15 protein-coding genes and 3 pseudogenes are annotated in these 23,131 nt (G+C 59.6%); 6 read left to right on the top strand and 12 right to left on the bottom strand.

Annotated features, from left to right (window positions below; genetic code table 11):
- Positions 1 to 235: 235 nt before the first annotated feature.
- From LT42_RS01810 to fabB, 4 genes and pseudogenes are all read left to right on the top strand, one after another.
- Positions 236 to 1,724: pseudogene (locus LT42_RS01810) on the top strand (sensor histidine kinase); the annotation flags it as partial.
- Positions 1,725 to 1,789: 65 nt separating this feature from the next.
- Positions 1,790 to 2,173 (top strand): annotated as a pseudogene (locus LT42_RS26390) (response regulator); the annotation flags it as partial.
- Positions 2,174 to 2,383: 210 nt separating this feature from the next.
- A complete protein-coding gene (fabA, locus tag LT42_RS01805; protein WP_037009417.1) occupies positions 2,384 to 2,899 on the top strand; it encodes a 3-hydroxyacyl-[acyl-carrier-protein] dehydratase FabA in 516 nt (171 codons plus the stop codon).
- Positions 2,900 to 2,909: 10 nt separating this feature from the next.
- The gene (gene fabB, locus LT42_RS01800; RefSeq protein ID WP_037009415.1) at positions 2,910 to 4,130 is read left to right on the top strand and encodes a beta-ketoacyl-ACP synthase I; all 1,221 of its coding nucleotides are present in this window, start codon (positions 2,910 to 2,912) and stop codon (positions 4,128 to 4,130) included.
- Between the two features lie 278 nt (positions 4,131 to 4,408).
- Here the strand turns inward: fabB and LT42_RS26385 are convergent, their stop codons facing one another.
- Together LT42_RS26385 and LT42_RS26380 are read right to left on the bottom strand one after the other, a co-directional pair.
- Complete coding sequence (locus LT42_RS26385; RefSeq protein ID WP_420806883.1) at positions 4,409 to 5,245, bottom strand: methyl-accepting chemotaxis protein; 837 nt, start codon at positions 5,243 to 5,245, stop codon at positions 4,409 to 4,411.
- 21 nt (positions 5,246 to 5,266) lie between these two features.
- A pseudogene (locus LT42_RS26380) lies at positions 5,267 to 6,019 on the bottom strand (MCP four helix bundle domain-containing protein); the annotation flags it as partial.
- 232 nt (positions 6,020 to 6,251) lie between these two features.
- Here LT42_RS26380 and LT42_RS01790 point away from each other — a divergent pair.
- Positions 6,252 to 7,127: a pirin family protein gene (locus LT42_RS01790; RefSeq protein ID WP_037009411.1), complete on the top strand. Its 876-nt coding sequence runs from the start codon at positions 6,252 to 6,254 to the stop codon at positions 7,125 to 7,127.
- 109 nt (positions 7,128 to 7,236) lie between these two features.
- Here LT42_RS01790 and LT42_RS01785 read toward each other — a convergent pair whose 3' ends face one another.
- Together LT42_RS01785 and htpG are read right to left on the bottom strand one after the other, a co-directional pair.
- The gene (locus tag LT42_RS01785) at positions 7,237 to 7,962 is read right to left on the bottom strand and encodes a dienelactone hydrolase family protein (protein WP_037009408.1); all 726 of its coding nucleotides are present in this window, start codon (positions 7,960 to 7,962) and stop codon (positions 7,237 to 7,239) included.
- 79 nt (positions 7,963 to 8,041) lie between these two features.
- Positions 8,042 to 9,946, bottom strand: coding sequence for a molecular chaperone HtpG (gene htpG / locus LT42_RS01780; protein ID WP_037012765.1), 1,905 nt, complete (start codon positions 9,944 to 9,946; stop codon positions 8,042 to 8,044).
- Between the two features lie 327 nt (positions 9,947 to 10,273).
- On the opposite strand from htpG, the gene LT42_RS01775 reads away from it, so the two are divergent.
- Positions 10,274 to 10,525 (top strand): hypothetical protein, encoded by a 252-nt coding sequence (locus tag LT42_RS01775; RefSeq protein ID WP_037009404.1) that lies wholly within the window; start codon positions 10,274 to 10,276, stop codon positions 10,523 to 10,525.
- 102 nt (positions 10,526 to 10,627) lie between these two features.
- Here LT42_RS01775 and brnQ read toward each other — a convergent pair whose 3' ends face one another.
- The 8 genes from brnQ to sdhA all read right to left on the bottom strand — a co-directional run bounded on the left by brnQ (position 10,628) and on the right by sdhA (position 23,129).
- Positions 10,628 to 11,941, bottom strand: a complete 1,314-nt coding sequence (brnQ, locus tag LT42_RS01770; protein ID WP_037009401.1) for a branched-chain amino acid transport system II carrier protein — start codon at positions 11,939 to 11,941, stop codon at positions 10,628 to 10,630.
- Positions 11,942 to 12,392: 451 nt separating this feature from the next.
- Positions 12,393 to 13,280, bottom strand: coding sequence for a succinate--CoA ligase subunit alpha (gene sucD / locus LT42_RS01765; RefSeq protein WP_037009399.1), 888 nt, complete (start codon positions 13,278 to 13,280; stop codon positions 12,393 to 12,395).
- Positions 13,280 to 14,446: an ADP-forming succinate--CoA ligase subunit beta gene (gene sucC, locus LT42_RS01760; protein WP_004882574.1), complete on the bottom strand. Its 1,167-nt coding sequence runs from the start codon at positions 14,444 to 14,446 to the stop codon at positions 13,280 to 13,282. The genes sucD and sucC overlap by 1 nt, the downstream gene beginning before the upstream one ends.
- Positions 14,447 to 14,641: 195 nt before the next feature.
- Complete coding sequence (gene lpdA, locus LT42_RS01755) at positions 14,642 to 16,078, bottom strand: dihydrolipoyl dehydrogenase (protein ID WP_037009396.1); 1,437 nt, start codon at positions 16,076 to 16,078, stop codon at positions 14,642 to 14,644.
- Between the two features lie 171 nt (positions 16,079 to 16,249).
- Positions 16,250 to 17,497: a 2-oxoglutarate dehydrogenase complex dihydrolipoyllysine-residue succinyltransferase gene (odhB, locus tag LT42_RS01750; RefSeq protein ID WP_037009395.1), complete on the bottom strand. Its 1,248-nt coding sequence runs from the start codon at positions 17,495 to 17,497 to the stop codon at positions 16,250 to 16,252.
- A gap of 42 nt (positions 17,498 to 17,539) precedes the next feature.
- On the bottom strand, positions 17,540 to 20,371 hold the full coding sequence (locus LT42_RS01745) for a 2-oxoglutarate dehydrogenase E1 component (RefSeq protein ID WP_037009394.1): 2,832 nt from the start codon (positions 20,369 to 20,371) through the stop codon (positions 17,540 to 17,542).
- A 269-nt stretch (positions 20,372 to 20,640) separates the two neighbouring features.
- Positions 20,641 to 21,345 (bottom strand): succinate dehydrogenase iron-sulfur subunit, encoded by a 705-nt coding sequence (locus LT42_RS01740; RefSeq protein ID WP_037009391.1) that lies wholly within the window; start codon positions 21,343 to 21,345, stop codon positions 20,641 to 20,643.
- An 11-nt stretch (positions 21,346 to 21,356) separates the two neighbouring features.
- On the bottom strand, positions 21,357 to 23,129 hold the full coding sequence (sdhA, locus tag LT42_RS01735; RefSeq protein ID WP_037009388.1) for a succinate dehydrogenase flavoprotein subunit: 1,773 nt from the start codon (positions 23,127 to 23,129) through the stop codon (positions 21,357 to 21,359).
- Positions 23,130 to 23,131 lie beyond the last annotated feature (2 nt).

Here is a 23,131-nt window from a genome sequence, read left to right as displayed (position 1 = left end):
GGCGCACTCACGAACATCTCGTCCAGGCCCCACTATCATCAAGGAAATTGCCCACGGCTCGGTTAAGATGCGCGCCCAGGATGAAAATTCCGCCAGGGCGCCGATGAGCTATCGTTAGGTCGCTCCCGAAGAGATCCGTTACATGACCCCCACCGTTCACAGCCTTCTGCCCGTCGGGTTCTGCCATGCCTGAGCAGCGCCTATCTCTGTGGATTGCGACCACCGGAGCCTCGCGGTGACGGCCCAGCGCGGATGGAACATCAGCACCCGGACGCAGATCCTCAGCCTCGGCCCGGCGTTGTTGCTCACGTTACTGTTGATCAGCTTCTTCACCGTGGTGCGTATTCAGGACCTGCGGCAGGAGCTCAATCACACCGGGCAGCTCATCGCCAATCAACTGGCACCCGCCACGGAATACGGCGTCATTGCGGGTAACACAGCGCTGCTCGAACACCTCATGAACGCCACCATGACCACGCCGCACGTGCGGTTTCTTGAGGTTCGCAATAGCGCTGGCGAAGTCCTGGTGCATGTCGAACCCGCTGAAGCGCAAGGCCGTGCGCGGCAAATGGAAGTCTTTCAGGCACCCATCCGCCTGCAGTCTGAAACCGCCGAAGCGGGCTGGGCGACCGCCAGCGGGCGCGGCTCCGTCGAAGATCCCAGCGTGCCGGTCGAAGCCTATCTGGGACGCGTATTGGTAGGCATGTCCAGCGACGCCTTCAACCAGCGCGAGCAGGAAATACTGCTCAAGGCCGGGGTGCTGGCGATGTTCGCCTTGTTGTTCACGTACTTGCTGGCCAGGCGCCTGTCGCTGAGCCTGTCGCAGCCGATCAGCGCCATGAGTGATGCGGTGAAAGCTATTCAGCAGGGTGACTACTCCGCCCCGCTCCCCGTTGCGGATGATGCCGAGCTGGGTGATCTGGCCCGGCACATCAACAATCTGGCCCTGGGCCTTGAGAAAGCCAGCCGTGAGCAAAAGCAGGCGATGGACGAGCTGATCCGGACCCGGGAAGAAGCCGAGCGCGCCAACAATGCGAAATCCGAATTTCTGGCGATGATGAGCCATGAGCTGCGGACACCGATGAACGGCGTACTGGGCATGCTGCAGCTGATGGAAACCACGAAAATGACCGACGAGCAGGCCGAGTATGCGGCGCTGGCCATGGAGTCAACCGAGCACCTGCTGCGGGTCATCAACGACATCCTCGACTTTTCGCGATTCGAGCGCGACGCACTCGAGCTGGAAAGCATTACCTTCAATCTGGCGGACCTTATCGCGACGTCGGTTCAGGCATTTGCTCACAACGCACAGCAGCGCGGCCTGGCATTGCAGCTGGACATGCCACCCTCGCTGGAGGGGCTGCAGGTCAAGGGCGATCCGACACGCATCAGGCAGATACTGGTCAATTTGATCGGCAACGCCCTGAAGTTCACCGAAGTGGGCAGCGTGCGCGTCGAAGCCGGGTTCACTCAGCCCGATCCGCACCACATTCTGTTTACCTGCGCGGTCCGTGACAGCGGGATTGGTATCTCCCCGGACTTGCTGGAATCAATGTTCGACGCGTTCCAGCAGGCCGACAATTCGATCTCGCGTCGCTATGGCGGCACAGGCCTGGGCCTGCCCATCGCGCGCAGCCTGGCCGAGCGCATGGGCGGCTCGCTGGGGGCGCAAAGCAGCGAGGGTCTGGGCTCGGTATTCCGGCTGCAGATACCGCTGGAGCGTGTCAACCAGCCGTTGAGCGTCCCTCCGCCGGGCACGGTCAGCGATCTGCCCCAGAGCCGCGATGCCTGTGTGCTGCTGGTCGAGGACAACCCGGTGAATCGTACGGTGGTCGAAGCGATGCTGCGCAGTCTGGGTCTGCAGGTCAGCGTCGCAGCCGACGGCGCTGAGGCGGTGAGCATGGCCAGCCAGGAAAGCTTCGCGCTGATCTTGATGGATTGCCGACTGCCGGTCATGGACGGCTACGAGGCCACGCGCCGAATCCGGACGCTGCCGGGCCTGGCAACGCTCCCCATCATTGCCCTGACCGCCAATGCCCAGCACGGTGATCGGGAGATCTGCCTGCAGGCCGGAATGAACGATTACCTGGCCAAGCCATTCAAACGCACTGATTTGCAGCAGGTTTTGCAGCGATGGTTGACCATTAAGGCATCTGCGACTGGCGGTAAATGATAAATTCCGGCAGTCTTGTGTGCCGATTCGACCCACGCCGACGTGCGGACGAAAAATTTCAGTGCACAGGTGTACATTCATTTCACCCGTGCTGTGACTTTCACTACAACGCAATAGTCTATGAGTAGGCTGCCAGCAGAGGGATGACCCGCTGGCCAGATTGGGTAAGTAACGCCACACCCTGCCGCACAGGATTATCGAGGAGTTCGCATGACCAAACAAAACGCCTTTACCCGGGAAGACCTGCTGCGCTGCAGTCGCGGCGAGCTGTTCGGCCCAGGTAATGCGCAACTGCCCGCCCCTAATATGCTGATGGTGGATCGCATCACCCTGATCAGCGAAGAAGGCGGCAAGTTCGGCAAAGGTGAATTGGTCGCCGAACTCGATATCAACCCTGACCTGTGGTTCTTTGCCTGCCACTTCGAGGGCGACCCGGTGATGCCAGGCTGCCTGGGCCTGGATGCCATGTGGCAGTTGGTCGGTTTCTTCCTCGGCTGGCAGGGCCTGCCGGGCCGCGGTCGCGCACTGGGTTCGGGCGAAGTCAAATTCTTCGGTCAGGTCCTCCCGACTGCGAAGAAAGTCACCTACAACATTCACATCAAGCGCGTCCTCAAAGGCAAGCTGAATCTGGCCATCGCCGATGGTTCGGTCAGCGTGGACGGCCGTGAAATCTATACCGCTGAAGGCCTGCGTGTCGGCGTCTTCACTTCCACTGACAATTTCTAAGGGTATTCGCATGCGCCGCGTCGTTATCACTGGTCTGGGCATTGTTTCCTGCTTGGGCAATGACAAAGACACCGTTTCCGCCAACCTGCGTGCAAGTCGCCCTGGCATCCGATTCAACCCGGAATACGCCGAAATGGGTCTGCGCAGCCAGGTTTCGGGCTCCATTGACCTCAATCTTGAAGAGCTGATCGATCGCAAGATCTTCCGCTTCGTCGGCCACGCGGCTGCCTATGCCTATCTGGCCATGAAGGACGCTGTTACCGATTCCGGTCTGACAGAAGAGCAGGTGTCCAACCCGCGTACCGGTCTGATCGCAGGTTCCGGCGGCGCATCGACGCTCAACCAGATGGAAGCGCTGGACATCCTGCGTGAGAAAGGCGTCAAGCGCGTCGGTCCATACCGGGTCACCCGTACCATGAGCAGCACGGTCTCGGCCTGTCTGGCGACGCCGTTCAAGATCAAGGGCCTGAACTACTCCATCGCGTCTGCCTGTGCAACCAGTGCCCACTGCATCGGTACTGCCATGGAACAGATTCAGATGGGCAAGCAGGACATCGTTTTCGCCGGCGGCGGCGAAGAAGAGCACTGGAGCCAGTCGTTCCTGTTCGATGCCATGGGCGCACTGTCCAGCAAGCGCAACGAGACGCCGGAACAGGCTTCCCGCGCTTACGATGCCGACCGTGACGGTTTCGTCATCGCCGGTGGCGGCGGCATGGTTGTGGTCGAGGAGCTGGAGCACGCTTTGGCCCGTGGCGCGAAAATCTACGCCGAACTGGTCGGCTACGGCGCCACGTCCGACGGTTACGACATGGTCGCCCCTAGCGGCGAGGGCGCCATTCGCTGCATGCAGCAGGCGCTGTCCACCGTTGATGGCAGCATCGACTACCTGAACACCCACGGCACTTCCACCCCTGTCGGCGACGTCAAGGAAATGGAAGGCGTTCGCGAAGTATTCGGCGACAAGGCTCCTGCGATCAGCTCCACCAAGAGCCTGTCGGGTCACTCGCTGGGCGCTGCCGGCGTCCACGAAGCGATCTACTGCATGCTGATGATGGAAGGTAATTTTATGGCTGGCTCGGCGAACATCGACGAGCTGGACCCAGCGGTTGCCGACATGCCGATCCTGACCAAAACCCGCGAGAACACCGAGCTCAACCTGGTGATGAGCAACAGCTTTGGCTTCGGTGGCACCAACGCCACGCTGGTGATGAAGCGCTGGACTGGCAAGTAACACGCCGAGCAGCACTAAAAAAGGCGCCCTGAGGGGCGCCTTTTTTATGCCTGGAGAATGCGGTCACTGCCAAAGCTCAGACACGATTTGCAGCAGAGGCTTAGCCGGGAACGCCGTCGGCGGCACACTGCAAGATTGACGGAGCCCTGACCGGCGCATTCCCGGCTGAAGCCAGTCCTACAACTGCGCCGCGTCTTAGTGAGACCGGCTTTAGCCAGTCCCACGCCAGCACCGCGTTCACTTAGTGGGACCGGCTTTAGCCGGGAAAGGGGCGGTTGTCACACCGAAAATGCTGCAACCATGCCATTCAGATCGGTCGCGAGCCTCGACAGCTCATGGCTGGCAGCGCTGGTCTGGTTGGCTCCCGCCGAACTCTGCAGCGAGATGTCGCGAATGTTGGTCAGATTGCGGTCCACCTCACGCGCCACCTGAGCCTGCTCTTCCGACGCGCTGGCGATGACCACGTTGCGTTCAGTGATCAGCGTAATGGCCGCCGCGATCTCATCCAGTGCAACCCCTGCCGACTGCGCCAGCTCCAGGGTCGTCTGCGCGCGGCTGTTGCTGCCTTGCATCGCGGCCACAGCCTGATCGGTGCCTTGGCGAATGTCGCCCACCAGTTGTTCAATTTCCTGTGTCGACGACTGCGTGCGATGCGCCAGGGCCCGGACCTCATCGGCCACCACGGCGAAACCGCGGCCCGCCTCACCTGCACGGGCTGCTTCGATCGCTGCGTTCAACGCCAGCAGGTTGGTCTGTTCCGCCACGGAGCGGATCACGTCCAGCACTTTGGTGATGCCGTAAACCTTCTGCGCGAGGGTTTCGACCTGCTCGCCCGCTTCAGTGACGTCCTCGGCCAAATGCGCGATAGAGGCTACGGTCTGCTGAACCTGCTCGCGGCCATGCTGCGCAATCCGGTCCGACTCCCCTGACGCCTCGGAGGTGGCGACCGCGTTGCGTGCCACCTCTTCCACCGCCGCCGTCATCTCATTGACTGCGGTGGCGGCTTGATCGATCTCCAGACTCTGCTGATGCAGGCCCCGCGTAGCGTCTTCTGTGACCGTGCTCAGCTCTTCCGACGCCGACGCCAGCTGGTTCGAGGAGTCGGCGATGCGCATGATGGTGCGACGCAGACTTTGCTGCATGACCTTCAGTGCTTCCAGCAGCCGAGCCGGTTCATCGCGACCCTCCACAACGATGTCTGCGGTGAGGTCGCCGGCTGCCACCACTTGAGCGATGCCCAGAGCCTGTGCGATCGGCCTGACGATGCTTCGGGTCAGGCCCCAGGCCAGCAACAGGGTCATCAACGCTGTCAGCAGCATCATGCCGACAACCCAGGCGAACGCACTGGAAAACACAGCCCGGGCCAGATCGCTTGCATCCAGGGCGCCTTGCTTGTTCAGCGTTGTCAGCTCATTCAGGGCGACCGTCATTTTGTCGGCGAGCTGTGTCATCTCGCCGTTGATCATCTTCAGTGCTTCATCGGTCAGACCCGCAGCAGAGAGCTCCATGACCTTGTCCTGTCGCTGCATGTAGGCAGCCTGGACAGCGGCGAAAGCCTCATACAGCTCGCGTTCGCGTGGCGAGCCAATCAACGCCGCGTAATTTTGCTGCGTGACTTTCAGCCCTGCCTTGAGTTGGTCCAGCTTGCCAGCGTTGTCGCGCAGCGCCTCGGGGCTTCGGTTGAGCATCAGACGCAGCGTCAAGGTTCGGACCCGCATCAGGTCCTGCCCAAGGGCGCCAAGCTCCATCACGCTAGGCAGCCACTTGGTTTCCACGTGGTCCGATTGGTTGCGCATGCTGGACATCTGCACCAGGGCAAATATCCCCAACGCAAACACCAGCAGGGCAAGCAGACCAAAGCCAAGTGCTGCGCGTGGCGCGATGTTCATGTTTCTAACGGTCATACCCTGTCCCTTCCTAGAACGCTGCTTCGAAAAAGCTGTTTCCAGAGGTGTCGGCTTCAGGAAATGGTTCTGTAGGACAATTCTCTGAGGCACCGTTCAAAACTTCGTAATAAATCATTACAAAACCGTTCCCGCGCATCACAACGCTGCTATCGGGAAACGTGGATTGCCGATAAATTTCGCTCAGTCATTCGTACCAGGCCTTTGAGTACCCGCCATGCTGACCATAATTCCTCGCGTCGAGGACGTAGAAGGCCAACCCATCCTGCGCCCTCTCCCCTCCGCCCGATGCCGCAGCGTCGGACCTTTCGTCTTCTTCGACCATATGCTCGAAACCACCTACATGCCTGGCTCCGGGATGGATATTCGTCAGCACCCGCACATAGGCCTGTCGACCCTGACCTACCTGTTCGCGGGCGAGATCCTGCACAAGGACAGCCTCGGCAGCGATCAGCACGTCAGGCCCGGCGAAGTCAGCTGGATGACCTCCGGCAGTGCCATCGCCCACATTGAGCGCACTCCCGAGGCATTGCGTGCGAGCGGCTCGCGGTTGCACGGGCTGCAAGTGTGGCTGGCATCGCCGAAAACCCACGAACACGGCGACGGCCATTACAGCCATCACCCTGCCCCGACGCTGCCAGTGAGTGACGCTATGGGCATTCGTATTCGCCTGATCGCCGGCGAGGGTTTCTGTTTGAAGTCGCCCGTGCCGGTGCTGTCGCCCACGCTGTACGCGGAGCTGAGCCTGCAAACAGCAACGACGCTGCGTGTCCCGGCGGAACATGCAGAACGTGCTCTGTACGTGATCCAAGGCGAGTTGACAGTGGATGGTGAGCCATTATCGCCACGAAGCCTGGTTGTGCTTGATCCGGGCAGCGAACCCACGCTGTTCGCACAGAGCGAATGCCATGCGGTACTGATTGGCGGAGCGCCACTGGATGGGCCAAGAAGGATGAACTGGAACTTCGTGGCGAGCGATCCAGCGCTGATCGACCAGGCTAGAGCGAAGTGGGCCGCTGGCGATTGGCCAACTGTGCCCGGAGAAGTGGAGCGAATTGAATTGCCAGTTCCAATGCCAATGCCACGAAAATAACCGCAGTTCCGCATCACCTGTAGGAGCCGGCTTGCTGGCGAATGCTTCACATCAGGCAGTTGCTGGACGCTGAAAATCCAGCCACTCAGCAGCTGCCCGACTCACAGGGTCAGCCGGCGAACACCTCGTCCAGCAGATTATGCATCGAGGTAAACGCACGCTTGGACACGGTCGGGTTGTACATCTGCACGCCCGGGTTGTTCGCATGGGGATCGGTGAACGAGTGAAACGCACCGCCGTAGCTGAGCAACTGCCAATCCACATTGGCCGCATTCATCTCTGCCTCGAACGCCGGCAATTGCTCTTTCGGCACCAGCGGATCCGATGCGCCGTGCAGGACGAGCACCTTGCCCTGAATGTTGTTGGCATCTGCAGGGTTTGGCGTATCCAGCGTGCCATGGAATGAAACAGCGGCCTTCAATGGAGCCCCGGTGCGCGCCAGCTCAAGCGCACAGCAACCGCCAAAGCAGAAACCAAACACCGCCAGCCGCGAGGTATCGACAGCGGCAGTGCGTTGGGAAGTGAGCTGATCCAGTGCGGCCTGCATGCGACGGTTGAGCAGCACGCGATCGTTCTTCAAGGGCATCATGGCAGCCGCTGCTTCATCACCATTGCCCGGGCGCACTGACTGCCCGTACAAGTCCGCCAGTAGCACCACATAGCCCTTCCCTGCTACGTCCATGGCAATCTGTTCGGCATCGTCGCTGACGCCCATCCAGTTGGGCGCCATCACCAGGCCCGGTGCGGCCTGAGCACTCTCGCTGAAGGCCAGACGGCTTTCGTAGCTTACGCCGTCGATCTGGTAGACGACGGACTGCACAGTCACATTGCTCATTACAGACTCCTGCTGATAAGGATGGAGGGACATTAAAATGACAAAACCCGCCGAGGCGGGTTCTGTCGTGACGCAAATGTTATACCGAGAGCTCAACCAACAACTTGTTCAAACGGCGCACGTAAGCGGCCGGATCTTTCAAGCTGTCGCCCGCAGCCAGCGCAGCCTGGTCGAACAGGATGTGCGACAGATCGCCGAAACGGTCCTCGTTCTGCTCGTTGTCCAGCTTGCCAATCAACGGGTGCGACGGGTTGAATTCGAAAATCGGCTTAGAGTCCGGCACCTTTTGACCGCTCGCTTCCAGGATCTGACGCATCTGCAGACCCAGATCCTGCTCACCGATCGCCAGAATTGCAGGCGAATCGGTCAGGCGATGAGAAACGCGGACCTCGCTGACGGCATCGCCCAGTGCGGTCTTCAAGCGCTCGATCAAGCCTTCCTTGTCTTTTGCCACCTCTTCCTGGGCCTTCTTGTCTTCTTCGGAATCAAGCTTGCCAAGGTCCAGGTCGCCGCGTGCAACGTCGACAAACCCTTTGCCGTCGAAGTCGCTCAGGTAGCTCATCAGCCACTCATCGATACGGTCGGTCAGCAGCAGCACTTCGATGCCCTTCTTGCGGAAGACTTCAAGGTGCGGACTGTTCTTGACCTGCGCGTAGCTCTCACCGGTCAGGTAGTAGATTTTGTCCTGGCCTTCCTTGGCACGCGACAGGTAGTCGGCCAAAGAAACGCTCTGCTCGCCGCTGTCGTCGGAGGTCGACGCGAAACGCAACAGGCCGGCGATTTTTTCCTTGTTGGCGAAGTCTTCGGCCGGGCCTTCTTTCAAGACCTGCCCGAAGTTTTTCCAGAAGCCTTTATATTCTTCAGGCTGGTTCTTCGCCAGTTTTTCCAGCATGTCCAGCACGCGCTTGGTCAGTGCAGACTTCATCGAATCGATGATCGGGTCTTTCTGCAGGATTTCACGCGAGACGTTCAGGGACAGATCGTTGGAATCGACCACACCCTTGATGAACCGCAGATAGAGAGGCAGGAACGATTCGGCCTGGTCCATCACAAACACGCGTTGCACATACAGCTTCAGGCCACGCGGGGCTTCACGCTGGTAAAGATCGAACGGTGCACGGGCCGGCACATAGAGCAGGGAGCTGTATTCCAGCTTGCCCTCGACCTTGTTATGGCTCCACGTCAACGGATTCTCGAAGTCGTGAGCGATGTGCTTGTAGAACTCCTGGTATTCCTCGTCCTTGACTTCGGTGCGTGGGCGGGTCCATAGCGCGCTGGCGCGGTTGACGGTTTCCCACTCCTGCACAACCTCGGCTTCGCCTTCCACCGCGGCCTGCTCTTTGGGCAGTTCGATCGGCAGGGCGATGTGATCGGAATACTTCTTGATGATGTTGCGCAGGCGATACCCGTCCGCAAACTCGTCTTCAGCGCTCTTGAGGCGCAGCACAATGCGCGTACCGCGATCGGCTTTCTCCACCGTGGCCACTTCGAACTCGCCCTCGCCTTTCGAGGACCAGTGCACGCCTTCGCGGGCCGGCAGGCCTGCGCGACGGGTGAACACTTCAACCTGGTCGGCAACAATGAACGCGGAGTAGAAACCGACGCCGAACTGACCGATCAGGTGGGAATCCTTCTTCTGGTCACCGGAGAGGTTTTTCATGAAGTCGGCGGTGCCGGACTTGGCAATGGTCCCCAAGTGGGTGATGACGTCTTCACGGCTCATGCCGATGCCGTTGTCTTCCAGGGTGACCGTGCGCGCATCCTTGTCGAAGCTGACGCGAATCTTCAGCTCGGCGCCGCCTTCCAGCAGCTCGGGCTTGGACAGCGCTTCGAAACGCAGCTTGTCCACCGCGTCCGACGCGTTGGAGATCAGCTCACGCAGGAAAATCTCCTTGTTCGAATACAGCGAATGGATCATGAGGTGCAGCAGTTGCTTCACCTCGGTCTGGAAGCCCAGGGTTTCCTTTTGAGTTTCCACACTCATGGTCATCAAACTCCAATCAGTCCACACAAATAGGGGGTAGCTGCACCGAAGGCCGAAAGCGGCTCCGAGCAACGGGTTGTGAACAAGGTGGGGGCTTGGACGACGATTTCAAGGGACACGGGTGCGCTCGACGAACAATCTTCATGCGCACAGCACACCCGTAACCCTCTTCAATATCGCTGCATTGCCTGCACAAATAATCGAAGGGTGTTATCGGAGCGAAGGAGCCGCTGTGAAAGCCATATTATTTATCCCGCCCCGATATGGAACTATCCTTATAACCGGGTGCTCGAAGGCACGTTGATGACCAATAAGGAGAAACACCCCATGCGTAAATCTTTAGCTATTGCCCTGATGCTGTCTGCCACTCTGGGCCTCGCCGCCTGCGACAAAAAATCCGAAGATAAACAGCAAGATGCAAACAAGGCTGCCGAGCAGTCGCAGGAATCGATGCAAAAAGCACAAGACAAAGTGAACGACGCTGCCAAAGAAAGTCAGGAAGCCGCTCAAAAGAATGCTGAAGCCGCTCAAGAGCGCGCTAAAGAAGCAAACCAGGCTGCACCGGCAACTAAGCCGTAATTTCCAAAGTTTCAAAAAAACAAAGCCCGCATTTAGCGGGCTTTGTTTTTTATGCGTTTAGTGAATGACCAGCGCGGCGGACATCGCCGTTCGCGATATGCATCAGGCCAGTGCTTCGCTGCGTTTTCCCAGCAGTCGGTCGACCAAAAATGCGCCGAGCAAGGTGATCAGCGACGGGATCAACCAGGCCAGGCCTTGTTCACTGAGCGGCAGATGCGCCAGCGCATCCGGCAGGTGTTCGCCCCAGGCGGAACCCTTGACTGCATCCACCACGCCAATCAGAAACGCCACCAGCATGACCGGCGCGACGATCCGACCCTGCTCCCGCCAGAAATCCTTGCAGAAACTCAAGGCCACCAACGCAATGCATGGCGGATAGATGGCCGTCAGCACTGGAATCGAGAACTGGATCAGTTTGGTCAGACCGAGGTTGGACACCAGCAACGAAAACGCCGCCAGGAGGATCACCAGGGTCTTGTAGGACAGCGGCAGCACCCGGCTGAAATATTCGGCGCAGGCACAGGTCAGCCCAACCGCTGTAACCAGACAGGCCAGGGAGATCAACACGGCGAGAAAACTGCTGCCCAATGTGCCAAAGGTATGCTGCACATAAGCGTGCAACACCGCTGCGCCATTGCTGGCGCCGGCGGCGATGGCATGGCTGTCGGAGCCCAGACGGAACAGGCTGATGTAAACCAGCGCCAGGCCTACACCGGCGATCAGGCCGGCAATGATGGCGTAACGGGTGATGAGCCGTGGGGACTCGACACCGCGCGAGCGAATTGCGTTGACGATGACAATGCCGAAGACCAGCGCGCCCAGGGTGTCCATGGTCAGGTAACCATTGATGAAGCCCTGGGAGAACGGCGCTGCCACGTAGGCGGGCTCGGCAACACCGACGTCGCCGGCAGGCAGGGCGAATGCTGCGACGCCGAGGATGGCCAGCGCGATGATCTTCAGTGGCGCCAGAAAGCGCCCTACCGTGTCGAGCAGACGGCCCGGATACAGGGAAATCCAGAACACCAGGACAAAATAAACCAGGCTGTACAGGAACAGCGCCAGCGGGCTTTCACCCGTCAGCGGCGCCAGACCGACTTCAAAAGACACAGTGGCCGTGCGTGGCGTTGCGAACAACGGCCCCACCGAGAGATAGCACACTGCGGCCAGAACCGTCCCGGCCACCTTGCCGATAGGACTGCTCAACGCGTCCATGGCACCGCCGACCTTGGCCAGCGCGATCACGGTGACCACGGGCAGGCCCACGGCCGTGACCAGAAAGCCCAGAGCGGCCATCCACACGTTAGGCCCGGCCTGCAGGCCTACGATCGGGGGGAAAATGATATTGCCGGCGCCCACGAACAACGCGAACGTCATGAAACCCAGTGCCAGAATGTCCTGGCCTTTCAACACTTTCATCAAGGAAACCACACTGCTGAATCGGAATTAAGAGAGGATTTCCCTGAGGGTGGGGGAAATGCTGCCCGCCCTTTTAAGACAGACCCTGAGCGCGCGCCTGCTCCTTGTGGGGGCTGACTGCGCAAAACGGCGGCTAGCCTAACCCATTTCCCGCACCGATACAGGGCGGTGCGACCGTTGAACGCACGTTGGTGTCGCATATCAGAAATGTCTTACAAAAATCGAGCGATCCTGATCAGTCGGCACCCTCTGCGGCTCTGTTGCAGGCGCGCGCTGGCCGTGAGTTGTGGAGATTCATCCAATGGTGTGCGTTGTTCTAGTCCGTTCGCCAGCAGGCCGGCTCTTACAGCTTTATCAGTCGCGACTCGTCTGCCCTCTCCTTATCAAACGCCAGAAACGCAAAAGCCACCCGAAGGTGGCTTTTGGTGATCAGCCAGTGAGACGAGGGCGATTAGGCCTTCTTCACTTCCCAACCGGTCAGCTCAGCCAGGGCTTTGCCGATGTCTGCCAGCGAACGCACGGTTTTAACGCCTGCGTCCTGCAGTGCAGCGAATTTCTCGTCTGCAGTGCCTTTGCCGCCGGAGATGATCGCGCCCGCATGGCCCATGCGCTTGCCCGGAGGAGCAGTCACACCAGCGATGTAGGAAACCACTGGCTTGGTCACGTGAGCCTTGATGTAGGCCGCCGCTTCTTCTTCAGCAGAGCCGCCGATCTCACCGATCATGACGATCGCTTCGGTCTTCGGGTCTTCCTGGAACAGCTTCAGGATGTCGATGAAGTTCGAACCCGGAATCGGGTCACCACCGATACCGACGCAAGTCGACTGACCGAAACCGGCGTCAGTGGTCTGCTTCACAGCTTCGTAAGTCAGGGTGCCGGAACGCGACACGATACCGACCTTGCCTGGCAAGTGAATGTGACCTGGCATGATGCCGATCTTGCACTCGCCCGGAGTGATGACGCCTGGGCAGTTAGGACCGATCAGGACCACACCCAGTTCGTCGCACTTGACCTTGGCTTCCAGCATGTCGATGGTCGGGATGCCTTCGGTGATGCAGACGATCAGCTTGATGCCGCCGAACGCTGCTTCAAGGATGGAGTCCTTGCAGAACGGAGCCGGAACGTAGATAACCGAAGCGGTTGCGCCGGTTTTCTCTACTGCTTCGGACACAGTGTTGAACACTGGCAGGTTCAGGTGCGTGGTGCCGCCCTTGCCTGGAGTCACGCCGCCAACCATTTTGGTGCCGTAGGCAATGGCTTGCTCGGAGTGGAAGGTACCCTGCGAGCCGGTGAAGCCCTGGCAGATAACCTTGGTGTCTTTATTGATCAGGACGCTCATTATTTGCCCTCCGCAGCTTTGACGACTTGTTGAGCAGCGTCGGTCAGGCTGGTAGCTGCGATGATGTTCAAGCCGCTTTCTGCCAGTACTTTAGCGCCCAGCTCAGCGTTGTTGCCTTCAAGGCGAACAACAACCGGGATTTTCACGCCGACTTCTTTCACTGCGCCAATGATGCCTTCGGCAATCATGTCGCAACGAACGATGCCGCCGAAGATGTTGACCAGTACTGCTGCGACGTTGGTATCGGACAGAATGATCTTGAACGCTTCGGTAACGCGTTCTTTGGTGGCACCGCCGCCAACGTCAAGGAAGTTGGCTGGCTTGCCGCCATGCAGGTTGACGATGTCCATGGTGCCCATGGCCAGGCCAGCACCGTTGACCATACAGCCGATGTTGCCTTCCAGTGCCACGTAGTTCAGTTCGAACTTGGCAGCGTGGGCTTCGCGCGGGTCGTCTTGCGACGGGTCGTGGAAAGCCTTCAGCTTTGGCTGACGGTACATGGCGTTGGCGTCGATGTTGATCTTGGCGTCGAGGCAGTGCAGATCGCCGTCAGCCTTGATCACCAGCGGGTTCACTTCCAGCAGGGCCAGGTCGTGGTCCTGGAACAGCTTGGCCAGACCGGTGAAGATCTTGGCGAACTGGGTGACCTGCTTGCCTTCCAGACCCAGCTGGAATGCCAGATCGCGACCCTGGAATGGCTGAGCGCCAACCAGTGGATCGATGGTGGCTTTGAGAATCTTTTCAGGCGTGTCGTGAGCGATTTTCTCGATGTCCACGCCACCTTCGGTGGAAGCCATGAACACGATACGGCGGCTCGAACGATCGACTACAGCGCCCAGGTACAGCTCTTTGGCGATGTCAGTGCACGATTCAACCAGGATCTTGGTGACTGGCTGGCCATTGGCATCAGTCTGATAAGTGACCAGACGCTTGCCCAACCACTGTTGAGCGAACGCAGCTGCGTCTTCCTTGCTGCGAACCAGCTTTACGCCGCCCGCTTTACCGCGACCACCCGCGTGAACCTGGGCTTTGACGACCCATTCGGTTCCGCCGATCTTGTCGCACGCTTCTGCTGCTGCTTCCGGGGTGTCTACTGCATAGCCCTTGGATACTGGCAGGCCGTATTCAGCAAACAGCTGCTTACCCTGATACTCGTGAAGATTCATGCTTATTACCGTCTTCGTTAGGTACTGCGCATTCGGTGCTGCTCGTCAAAGCGTGCCGCACCACCTGTGACCGCTTCTCCCGACACACAGGTCAGGCCTGATGCCTGCTTGCGTGCCGGAAGTTCGAGTCCAACGGACCTTCCGCGGTAAACCCTGCGAACAGGGCCTACGACGGGCGGACCGCCGTGGTTATCTTTAGCGTTTTTTCTTGTTCTGGATGTGAATGGCGCCGCCATTCACCGCCAGAGCCGCTTCGTGCAGTGCTTCGGACAGCGTCGGGTGAGAGAAGACCATCATGCCGATGTCTTCGGCACTGGTGCCGAACTCCATACCGATCGCGCCCTGCTGAACCAGCTCTGCAGCGCCTGGACCAATGACGTGTACACCCAGCACACGGTCGGTCTTGGCGTCAGCGATGACCTTGACGAAACCGCCGGTATCGTTCGCTGCCATTGCACGGCCGCTGGCCGCGAACGGGAAGCTGCCGACGTTAACCTCAACGCCCTCAGCCTTCAAGGTCTGCTCGGTTTTACCGACCCATGCGATTTCCGGGTGCGTGTAAATGACCGAAGGAATCAGGTCGTAGTTCATCTGGGTCTTGTGACCCTTGATGCGCTCGACAACCATGATGCCTTCTTCCGACGCCTTGTGCGCCAGCATCAGACCACGGACCACGTCACCGATGGCGAAGACGCCTGGGACGCTGGTTTCGCACTGGTCATTGACGAAGATGAAACCGCGCTCGTCGATGTCGACGCCGCTGTCGGCAGCCAGCAGCTCGGTGGTGACCGGGCGGCGGCCTACGGCCACGATGACGCGGTCGAAAGTGATGTTCTGCTCGCCGGCGTTGTCGGTGTATTTCACAACGACTTCATCGCCTTTGACCTCGGAGCCGGTAACACGGGCGCCGAGTTTGATGTCCAGACCCTGCTTGGTGAACGTCTTCAATGCTTCCTTGGCAACCGCTTCGTCAGCCGCTGGCAGGAACTTCTCCAGTGCTTCGAGAACGGTCACTTTCGCGCCCAGACGTGCCCACACGGAGCCCAGTTCCAGACCGATGACGCCTGCGCCGATCACGCACAGACGCTCAGGCACTGCCTGGAATTCCAGGGCACCGGTCGAATCGACGATGGTGACCTGGTTGACTGGAGCCGGCGGGATGTCGATCGGACGCGAACCGGACGCCAGAATGATGTTGTCCGCTTCGATGACTTCGGTGGTGCCGTCAGGCTTGGTCAGCTCGACCTTCTTGCCGGCCAGCAGTTTGCCGTGACCCTGCAGGGAAGTAACGCCGTTGGCTTTGAACAGGCTGGCAACGCCACCGGTCAGGCCTTTGACGATCTGAGACTTGCGGCCAATCATGGCAGCAACGTCCATTTTGACGTCGCCGACCGAGATGCCGTGAACACCGAACTGGTTCTTGGCTTCGTAGAATTTCCAGGAGCTGTCGAGCAGCGCCTTGGAAGGAATGCAGCCTACGTTCAGGCAGGTGCCGCCCAGGGCGAGCTTGCCCTCTTTATCCTGATACTTCTCGATGCAGGCAGTCGTGAGACCAAGTTGTGCAGCCTTGATGGCAGCCACGTAGCCGCCAGGGCCAGCGCCAATCACTACCACGTCGAATTTCTGGGACATAGAAAAGAGTTCCTCTTTAGCTGCGAGCTTTAAGCCACAAGCTGCAAGCTGATCCGTGATGCTTTACAGACGAGTTGCAGCCTGTTCATGAGATGTTGCGACGACCCAAGCGCTGGCGCCAGGCTGCTATTACTTGCAGCTTGGCGCGTGCGGCTTGCAGCTGTCCGTTAATCAGATGTCCAGCAGCAAACGCGCCGGGTCTTCCAGCAGGTTCTTGATGGTGACCAGGAAGGTCACGGCTTCTTTACCGTCGATCAGACGGTGATCGTAAGACAACGCCAGGTACATCATTGGACGAATGACAACCTGACCGTTGATCGCCATAGGACGCTGCAGAATGTTGTGCATGCCCAGGATGGCCGCTTGCGGCGGGTTGACGATCGGCGTCGACATCATCGAACCGAAAGTACCACCGTTGGTGATGGTGAAGGTACCGCCAGTCATCTCGTCGATGGACAGTTTGCCGTCACGGGCTTTCTTGCCGAAGGTGGCGATGCCGCCCTCGATTTCAGCCAGGCTCATCTGCTCGGCGTTGCGCAGCACTGGAACCACCAGGCCGCGGTCGCTCGATACGGCAACGCCGACGTCGGCATAACCGTGGTAGACGATGTCCGAGCCGTCGATCGACGCGTTGACAGCCGGGAAGCGCTTCAGCGCTTCGGTCGCCGCCTTGACGAAGAACGACATGAAGCCCAGGCGTACGCCGTTGTGGGACTTCTCGAACAGGTCCTTGTACTTCGAACGCAGCGCCATGACTTCAGTCATGTCGACTTCGTTGAACGTTGTCAGCATCGCCATGTTCGACTGAGCTTCAACCAGACGTTCGGCAACCTTGGCGCGCAGACGGGTCATCGGCACGCGCTTCTCGGTACGATCGCCAGCGGCAGCAACAGGCGCAGCGGCAGCTGCGGCAGGTTTGGCAGCAGGCGCAGCGGCCGGAGCGGATTTCTTCGCTTCGATGGCAGCGACCACGTCTTCCTTGGTCACACGGCCGTCCTTGCCAGTGCCCTTGACGCTGGCAAGGTTGATGCCATTTTCTTCGGCCAGCTTGCGGGCAGCTGGAGCTCCGATGGCGTCTTCGTCACCGGCTGCGGCAGCAGGTGCAGCAGCAGGCGCGGCGGCCTGAGCAGGAGCTGCGGCAGCCGAAGCAGGTGCAGCGGCGGCTGGAGCGGCGGCGGCACCGCCCTCTTCGATCGAGCCCAGCAGCTGGTTCGACAGGACAGTAGCGCCCTCTTCGGCAACGATTGCGCCCAGTACGCCGTCAGCTTCGGCCAATACTTCCAGGACGACTTTATCGGTTTCGATATCAACGATCAGTTCGTCACGCTTGACTGCGTCGCCCGGCTTCTTGTGCCAGGTGGCAACGGTGCCGTCGGCAACGGATTCCGGGAAAGAGGGGGCTTTGATCTCAATAGCCATTATCTGTAATTCCTTTAATTCGGTTTCAAGTGCGCGAAGGCGTTAAACGGAAAACGCGTCTTTCAGCAGTTTTTCCTGCTGTTCGGCGTGCATCGAAGCGTAACCACAAGCAGGAGCAGCTGAAGCGTCACGGCCGGCATACTCGAGCACGAGATTGCGGTTGTGATTGCCGATGCTGCGGCGCAGGTGGTGCTGACTGCTGTACCAGGCGCCCTGGTTCATCGGCTCTTCCTGACACCAGACCACGTGGGTCAAGTTGGAGTAAGGCGCGATGGCCTCCATCAGGTCGTCTTCCGGGAACGGGTAGAGCTGCTCGATACGCACGATGGCGATATCTTCGCGGCCTTCGGCACGGCGTTTTTCCAACAGGTCGTAGTAAACCTTGCCACTGCACAGCACCAGACGCGTCACTTTGGCGGCATCGAGGGTGTCGATTTCCGGGATGACGGTCTGGAACGAGCCATGGGCCAGATCTTCCAGGGTCGAAACGGCCAGCTTGTGGCGCAGCAACGACTTCGGCGTCAGCACGATCAGCGGCTTGCGCAGCGGGCGAATCACCTGACGGCGCAGCAGATGGTAGATCTGTGCCGGGGTGGTAGGCATGCACACCTGAATGTTGTGCTCCGCGCACAATTGCAGGTAACGCTCAAGACGGGCCGAAGAGTGCTCCGGGCCCTGCCCTTCGTAGCCATGCGGCAACAGCATCGTCAGGCCGCACAAACGACCCCACTTGTGCTCGCCGCTGGTGATGAACTGGTCGATCACGACCTGTGCACCGTTGGCGAAGTCACCGAACTGGGCTTCCCAGATCACCAGCGCATTGGGCTGAGTGGTCGAGTAACCGTATTCGAACGCCAGTACCGCCTCTTCCGACAGGAACGAGTCGTACAGGTCGAAACGCGGCTGACCGGCGTACAGGTTCTGCAACGGCACGTAAGTGGCGCCGTCTTTCTGGTTGTGCAGCACGGCGTGACGGTGCGAGAACGTACCGCGACCCACGTCCTGACCGGTGATGCGCACCTGATGGCCTTCAAACGCCAGCGTGGCGTAAGCCATGGTTTCTGCGTAGCCCCAGTTGATCGGAAGCCCGCCGACTTGCATCTTCTGGCGGTCTTCGTAGATTTTCTGAACCTGACGCTGAACCACGAACCCTTCCGGCACTTCCATCAGCTTGGCCGACAGCTCCTGAAGAGTCTTGAGGTCGAAGCTGGTGTCGTGACGTGCGGTCCACGCGTGACCCAGGTAAGGACGCCAGTCGACGAACAATTCCTTGTTCGGCTCCTTGACCAGGCTCTTGACCACGTGCATGCCGTTGTCCAGCGCGTTGCGGTACTCGTCGACCTTGGTCTGAGCCGCTTCTGCGTTGAGAACACCGGCTGCAGCCAGAGCGTCGGCGTACAGCTCGCGCGTGGTGCGCTGCTTGGCGATCTGCTGGTACATCAGCGGCTGGGTGCCGCTTGGCTCGTCGGCCTCGTTGTGGCCGCGACGACGGTAGCAGACCAGGTCGATCACCACGTCACGCTTGAACTGCATGCGGTAATCGATGGCCAGCTGAGTGACGAACAACACGGCTTCCGGGTCATCGCCATTCACATGAAGAATCGGTGCCTGAATCATCTTGGCAACGTCGGTCGCGTACTCTGTCGAGCGCGAGTCTTCCTGCTTGCTGATGGTGAAGCCGACCTGGTTGTTGATCACGATGTGGATCGTGCCGCCCGTCTTGAAGCCGCGGGTCTGCGACATCTGGAAGGTTTCCAGCACGACACCCTGACCGGCGAACGCAGCGTCACCGTGGATCGAGATCGGCAGAACCTTCTCGCCGGTGGCGTCGTTACGGCGGTCCTGACGGGCGCGCACAGAACCCTCGACCACCGGAGAAACGATCTCCAGGTGAGACGGGTTGAAGGCCATCGCCAGGTGAACTTCGCCACCGGTGGTCATGACGTTGGACGAGAAGCCCTGGTGATATTTCACGTCACCGGAACCCAGCTCGACCTTTTTCTTGCCTTCGAATTCGTCGAACAGGTCGCGCGGGTTTTTACCGAAGGTGTTGACCAGCACGTTGAGACGGCCACGGTGGGCCATGCCGATGACCACTTCCTTGGTCCCGTAGGACCCGGAACGCTGGATCAGCTCGTCGAGCATCGGGATGAGGCTTTCCCCGCCTTCCAGGCCAAAACGCTTGGTGCCCGGGTACTTGGTGCCCAGGTACTTTTCCAGACCCTCGGCCGCAGTCACGCGCTCAAGCAGATGGCTCTTGAGGTCAGCGGAATAGGCTGGACGGCCCCGCACGCTCTCGAGGCGCTGCATGAACCAGTTGCGCTGGTTGGAATCGACGATGTGGGTGAACTCGGCGCCGATGGTGCGGCAATATGTCTGCTGCAACGATTCAACGATTTCGCGTAGGCTCGCTTCTTCCTTGCCGATGAACAGGTCGCCGGCACGGAATGTGGTATCGAGGTCAGCGTTGGTCAAACCGTAATGGTTGATCGACAGGTCAGCTGGCGCAGTCCGCTGCCACAAACCCAGAGGATCGAGTTGCGCCGCCTGATGGCCGCGCATACGGAATGCCTGGATAAGCCGCAGTACTTCAACTTGCTTCTTCTCATGCTCGCTGCTCACGCTGCCGGCGGAGACCGGTTGGGCGCGGCGCTGGTTTTTCCCCAGCAACACGAAATGATCGCGAACCGTCGAGTGCGATACATCGGTGGCAGTGCTGCCGTCAGCCGGCAACGTCTGAAAATAGGTGCGCCACTCTTCTGGCACAGCGTTAGGGTCGTGCAGGTAGAGCTCGTAGAGCTCTTCCACATAGGCAGCGTTACCACCGGAAAGGTGGGCGCTGTTCCACATGCGCTGCATCACGCTTTCTTGCATGCTTGGTCACCCTCGGTTAGGGGACACCATCGGCGTCGATGCCAGCGCAAACTTGAAAAGTCCATGTGCAGCGACTTCAAGTCACTAGGAATCACGCAGATAGTCCGGGTACCAGCCCGGATGCCCCTGCTGGTTTCATTTCTTCAAAATAAGAGCTGAGGCCATACGACAACTGCTCAGGTTAAAACTACGGCGCCGGTTGAAGCCTGCGCCGCAGCGTTTACGGGTACTGCAGTAGCGGGTGCTGCGATATTACAGGTGCGACTGGATCAGACACCGCTTTTGAGCAACATGTTGCGCACGTGACCAATAGCCTTGGTTGGGTTAAGGCCTTTCGGGCAAACGTTGACGCAGTTCATGATGCCGCGGCAGCGGAATACGCTGAACGGATCGTCCATCGAGGCAAGGCGCTCTTCAGTCTTGGTGTCGCGGCTGTCAGCCAGGAAGCGATAGGCTTGCAGCAACGCAGCGGGGCCGAGGAATTTGTCGGGGTTCCACCAGAACGAAGGGCACGACGTCGAGCAGCAGGCGCACAGGATGCACTCGTACAGGCCGTCGAGCTTTTCGCGCTCTTCCGGCGTCTGCAGGCGTTCGATGGCCGGAGCAGGCGTGTCGTTCTGCAGGAATGGCTTCACCTTCTCGTACTGCTTGTAGAAGATGCTCATGTCGACAACCAGATCACGGATGACCGGCAGGCCAGGCAGTGGACGAACCACCATCTTGTTGCCCTTGACCACGGCCGACAGCGGAGTGATGCAGGCCAGGCCATTCTTGCCGTTGATGTTCATGCCATCGGAACCGCACACGCCTTCGCGGCACGAACGACGGTACGAAAAGCCTTCGTCCTGCTCTTTGATCAGAGCGAGCACATCCAGCACCATCAGGTCTTTGCCACCGGTATCGACCTGGAAATCCTGCATGAACGGCGCGGCGTCCTGATCAGGGTTGTAGCGGTAAACACTGACTTGCAACATGGCGGTCACCCTTAATAAGTCCGAATCTTAGGTTCAAAAGTCGGAACAGTTTTCGGCGAGAAGTTCACGGCACGCTTGGCTACGCGCTTGTCACCCGGGAAGTACAGGGTGTGGCACAGCCAGTTCTCGTCGTCGCGATCTTCGAAGTCTTCACGGGCGTGAGCGCCACGGGACTCCTTGCGATGCTCTGCGGCGATCGCCGTTGCTTCAGCGACTTCCAGCAGGTTCTGCAGCTCCAGCGCTTCGATCCGGGCAGTGTTGAATGCCTGGCTCTTGTCGTTGATTTTGACGTTGGCGATGCGCTCGCGCAGGGTCGCCAGCTGGGCAATACCCTTCTGCATGTATTCGCCGGTACGGAACACGCCGAAGTAGTTCTGCATGCAGCTCTGCAGTTCTTTGCGCAGGGTCGCAACGTCTTCACCGGTGGTGCGTTCGTTCAGGCCGCTGAGGCGAGCCAGGGCGACGTCGATGTCGGTTTCCGAGGCGCGACGGTAGTCAATGCCTTCGTTGAGCGCCTGCTCCAGGTGCAGACCGGCAGCACGACCGAACACCACCAGATCGAGCAGCGAGTTGCCGCCCAGACGGTTGGCACCGTGAACCGAAACGCAGGCAACCTCGCCGACCGCGAACAGGCCAGGGATGATTGCATCAACGCCGGCGGCGTCCTGGGTGATGGCCTGACCATGAATGTTGGTGGCCACGCCGCCCATCATGTAGTGGCAAGTCGGTACGACAGGAATTGGCGCGACGGCCGGGTCGACGTGAGCGAAGGTCTTGGACAATTCCATGATGCCCGGGAGACGGCTGTGCAGCACTTCCTCACCCAGGTGATCAAGCTTGAGCATCACGTGATCGCCATCCGGGCCACAGCCGTTGCCGGCAATGATCTCTTTGACCATGGAGCGAGCCACAACGTCACGACCGGCAAGGTCCTTGGCGTTCGGAGCGTAACGCTCCATGAAACGCTCGCCGTGCTTGTTGATCAGGTAACCGCCTTCACCACGGCAACCTTCGGTGACCAGTACACCTGCGCCGGCGATGCCGGTCGGGTGGAACTGCCACATTTCGATGTCCTGAACCGGTACACCTGCACGCAAAGCCATGCCAACGCCGTCGCCGGTGTTGATCAGGGCATTGGTGGTGGACGAGTAGATACGCCCGGCGCCGCCAGTGGCCAATACAGTCGCGTTGGCGCGGATGTAGGAGGTTTCACCGGTTTCGATGCAGATAGCGATAATGCCGACGAATGCGCCGTCCTGGTTTTTGACCAGATCCACCGCGTAGTACTCGTTGAGGAATACAGTGCCGGCCTTCAGGTTGGCCTGGTACAGGGTGTGCAGCAGCGCGTGACCGGTACGGTCGGCTGCGGCGCAGGTACGTGCAGCCTGACCGCCCTTGCCGAAGTCCTTCGACTGGCCACCGAACGGACGCTGGTAGATGCGGCCCTGCTCGGTACGCGAGAACGGCAGACCCATGTGCTCGAGCTCGAACACTGCCTCGGGACCCACGGAACACATGTACTCGATCGCGTCCTGGTCGCCGATGTAGTCGGAGCCCTTGACGGTGTCGTACATGTGCCAGCGCCAGTCATCGTTTGGATCGGCAGAAGCGATTGCGCAGGTGATGCCACCCTGAGCGGAAACGGTGTGAGAGCGGGTCGGGAAGACCTTGGTGACCACAGCGGTCTTGTGGCCGCCCTGAGCCAGTTGCAGTGCGGCACGCATGCCGGCACCACCGCCGCCAATGATGATGGCGTCGAATGAAAGCGAATTAATGTTAGCCATGA

This window comes from Pseudomonas lutea, from assembly GCF_000759445.1.
Taxonomy (GTDB): Bacteria; Pseudomonadota; Gammaproteobacteria; order Pseudomonadales; family Pseudomonadaceae; genus Aquipseudomonas; species Aquipseudomonas lutea.
The sequence above is the reverse complement of the archived record's forward strand: the minus strand, read 5'-3'. Positions and strand labels throughout refer to the sequence as shown.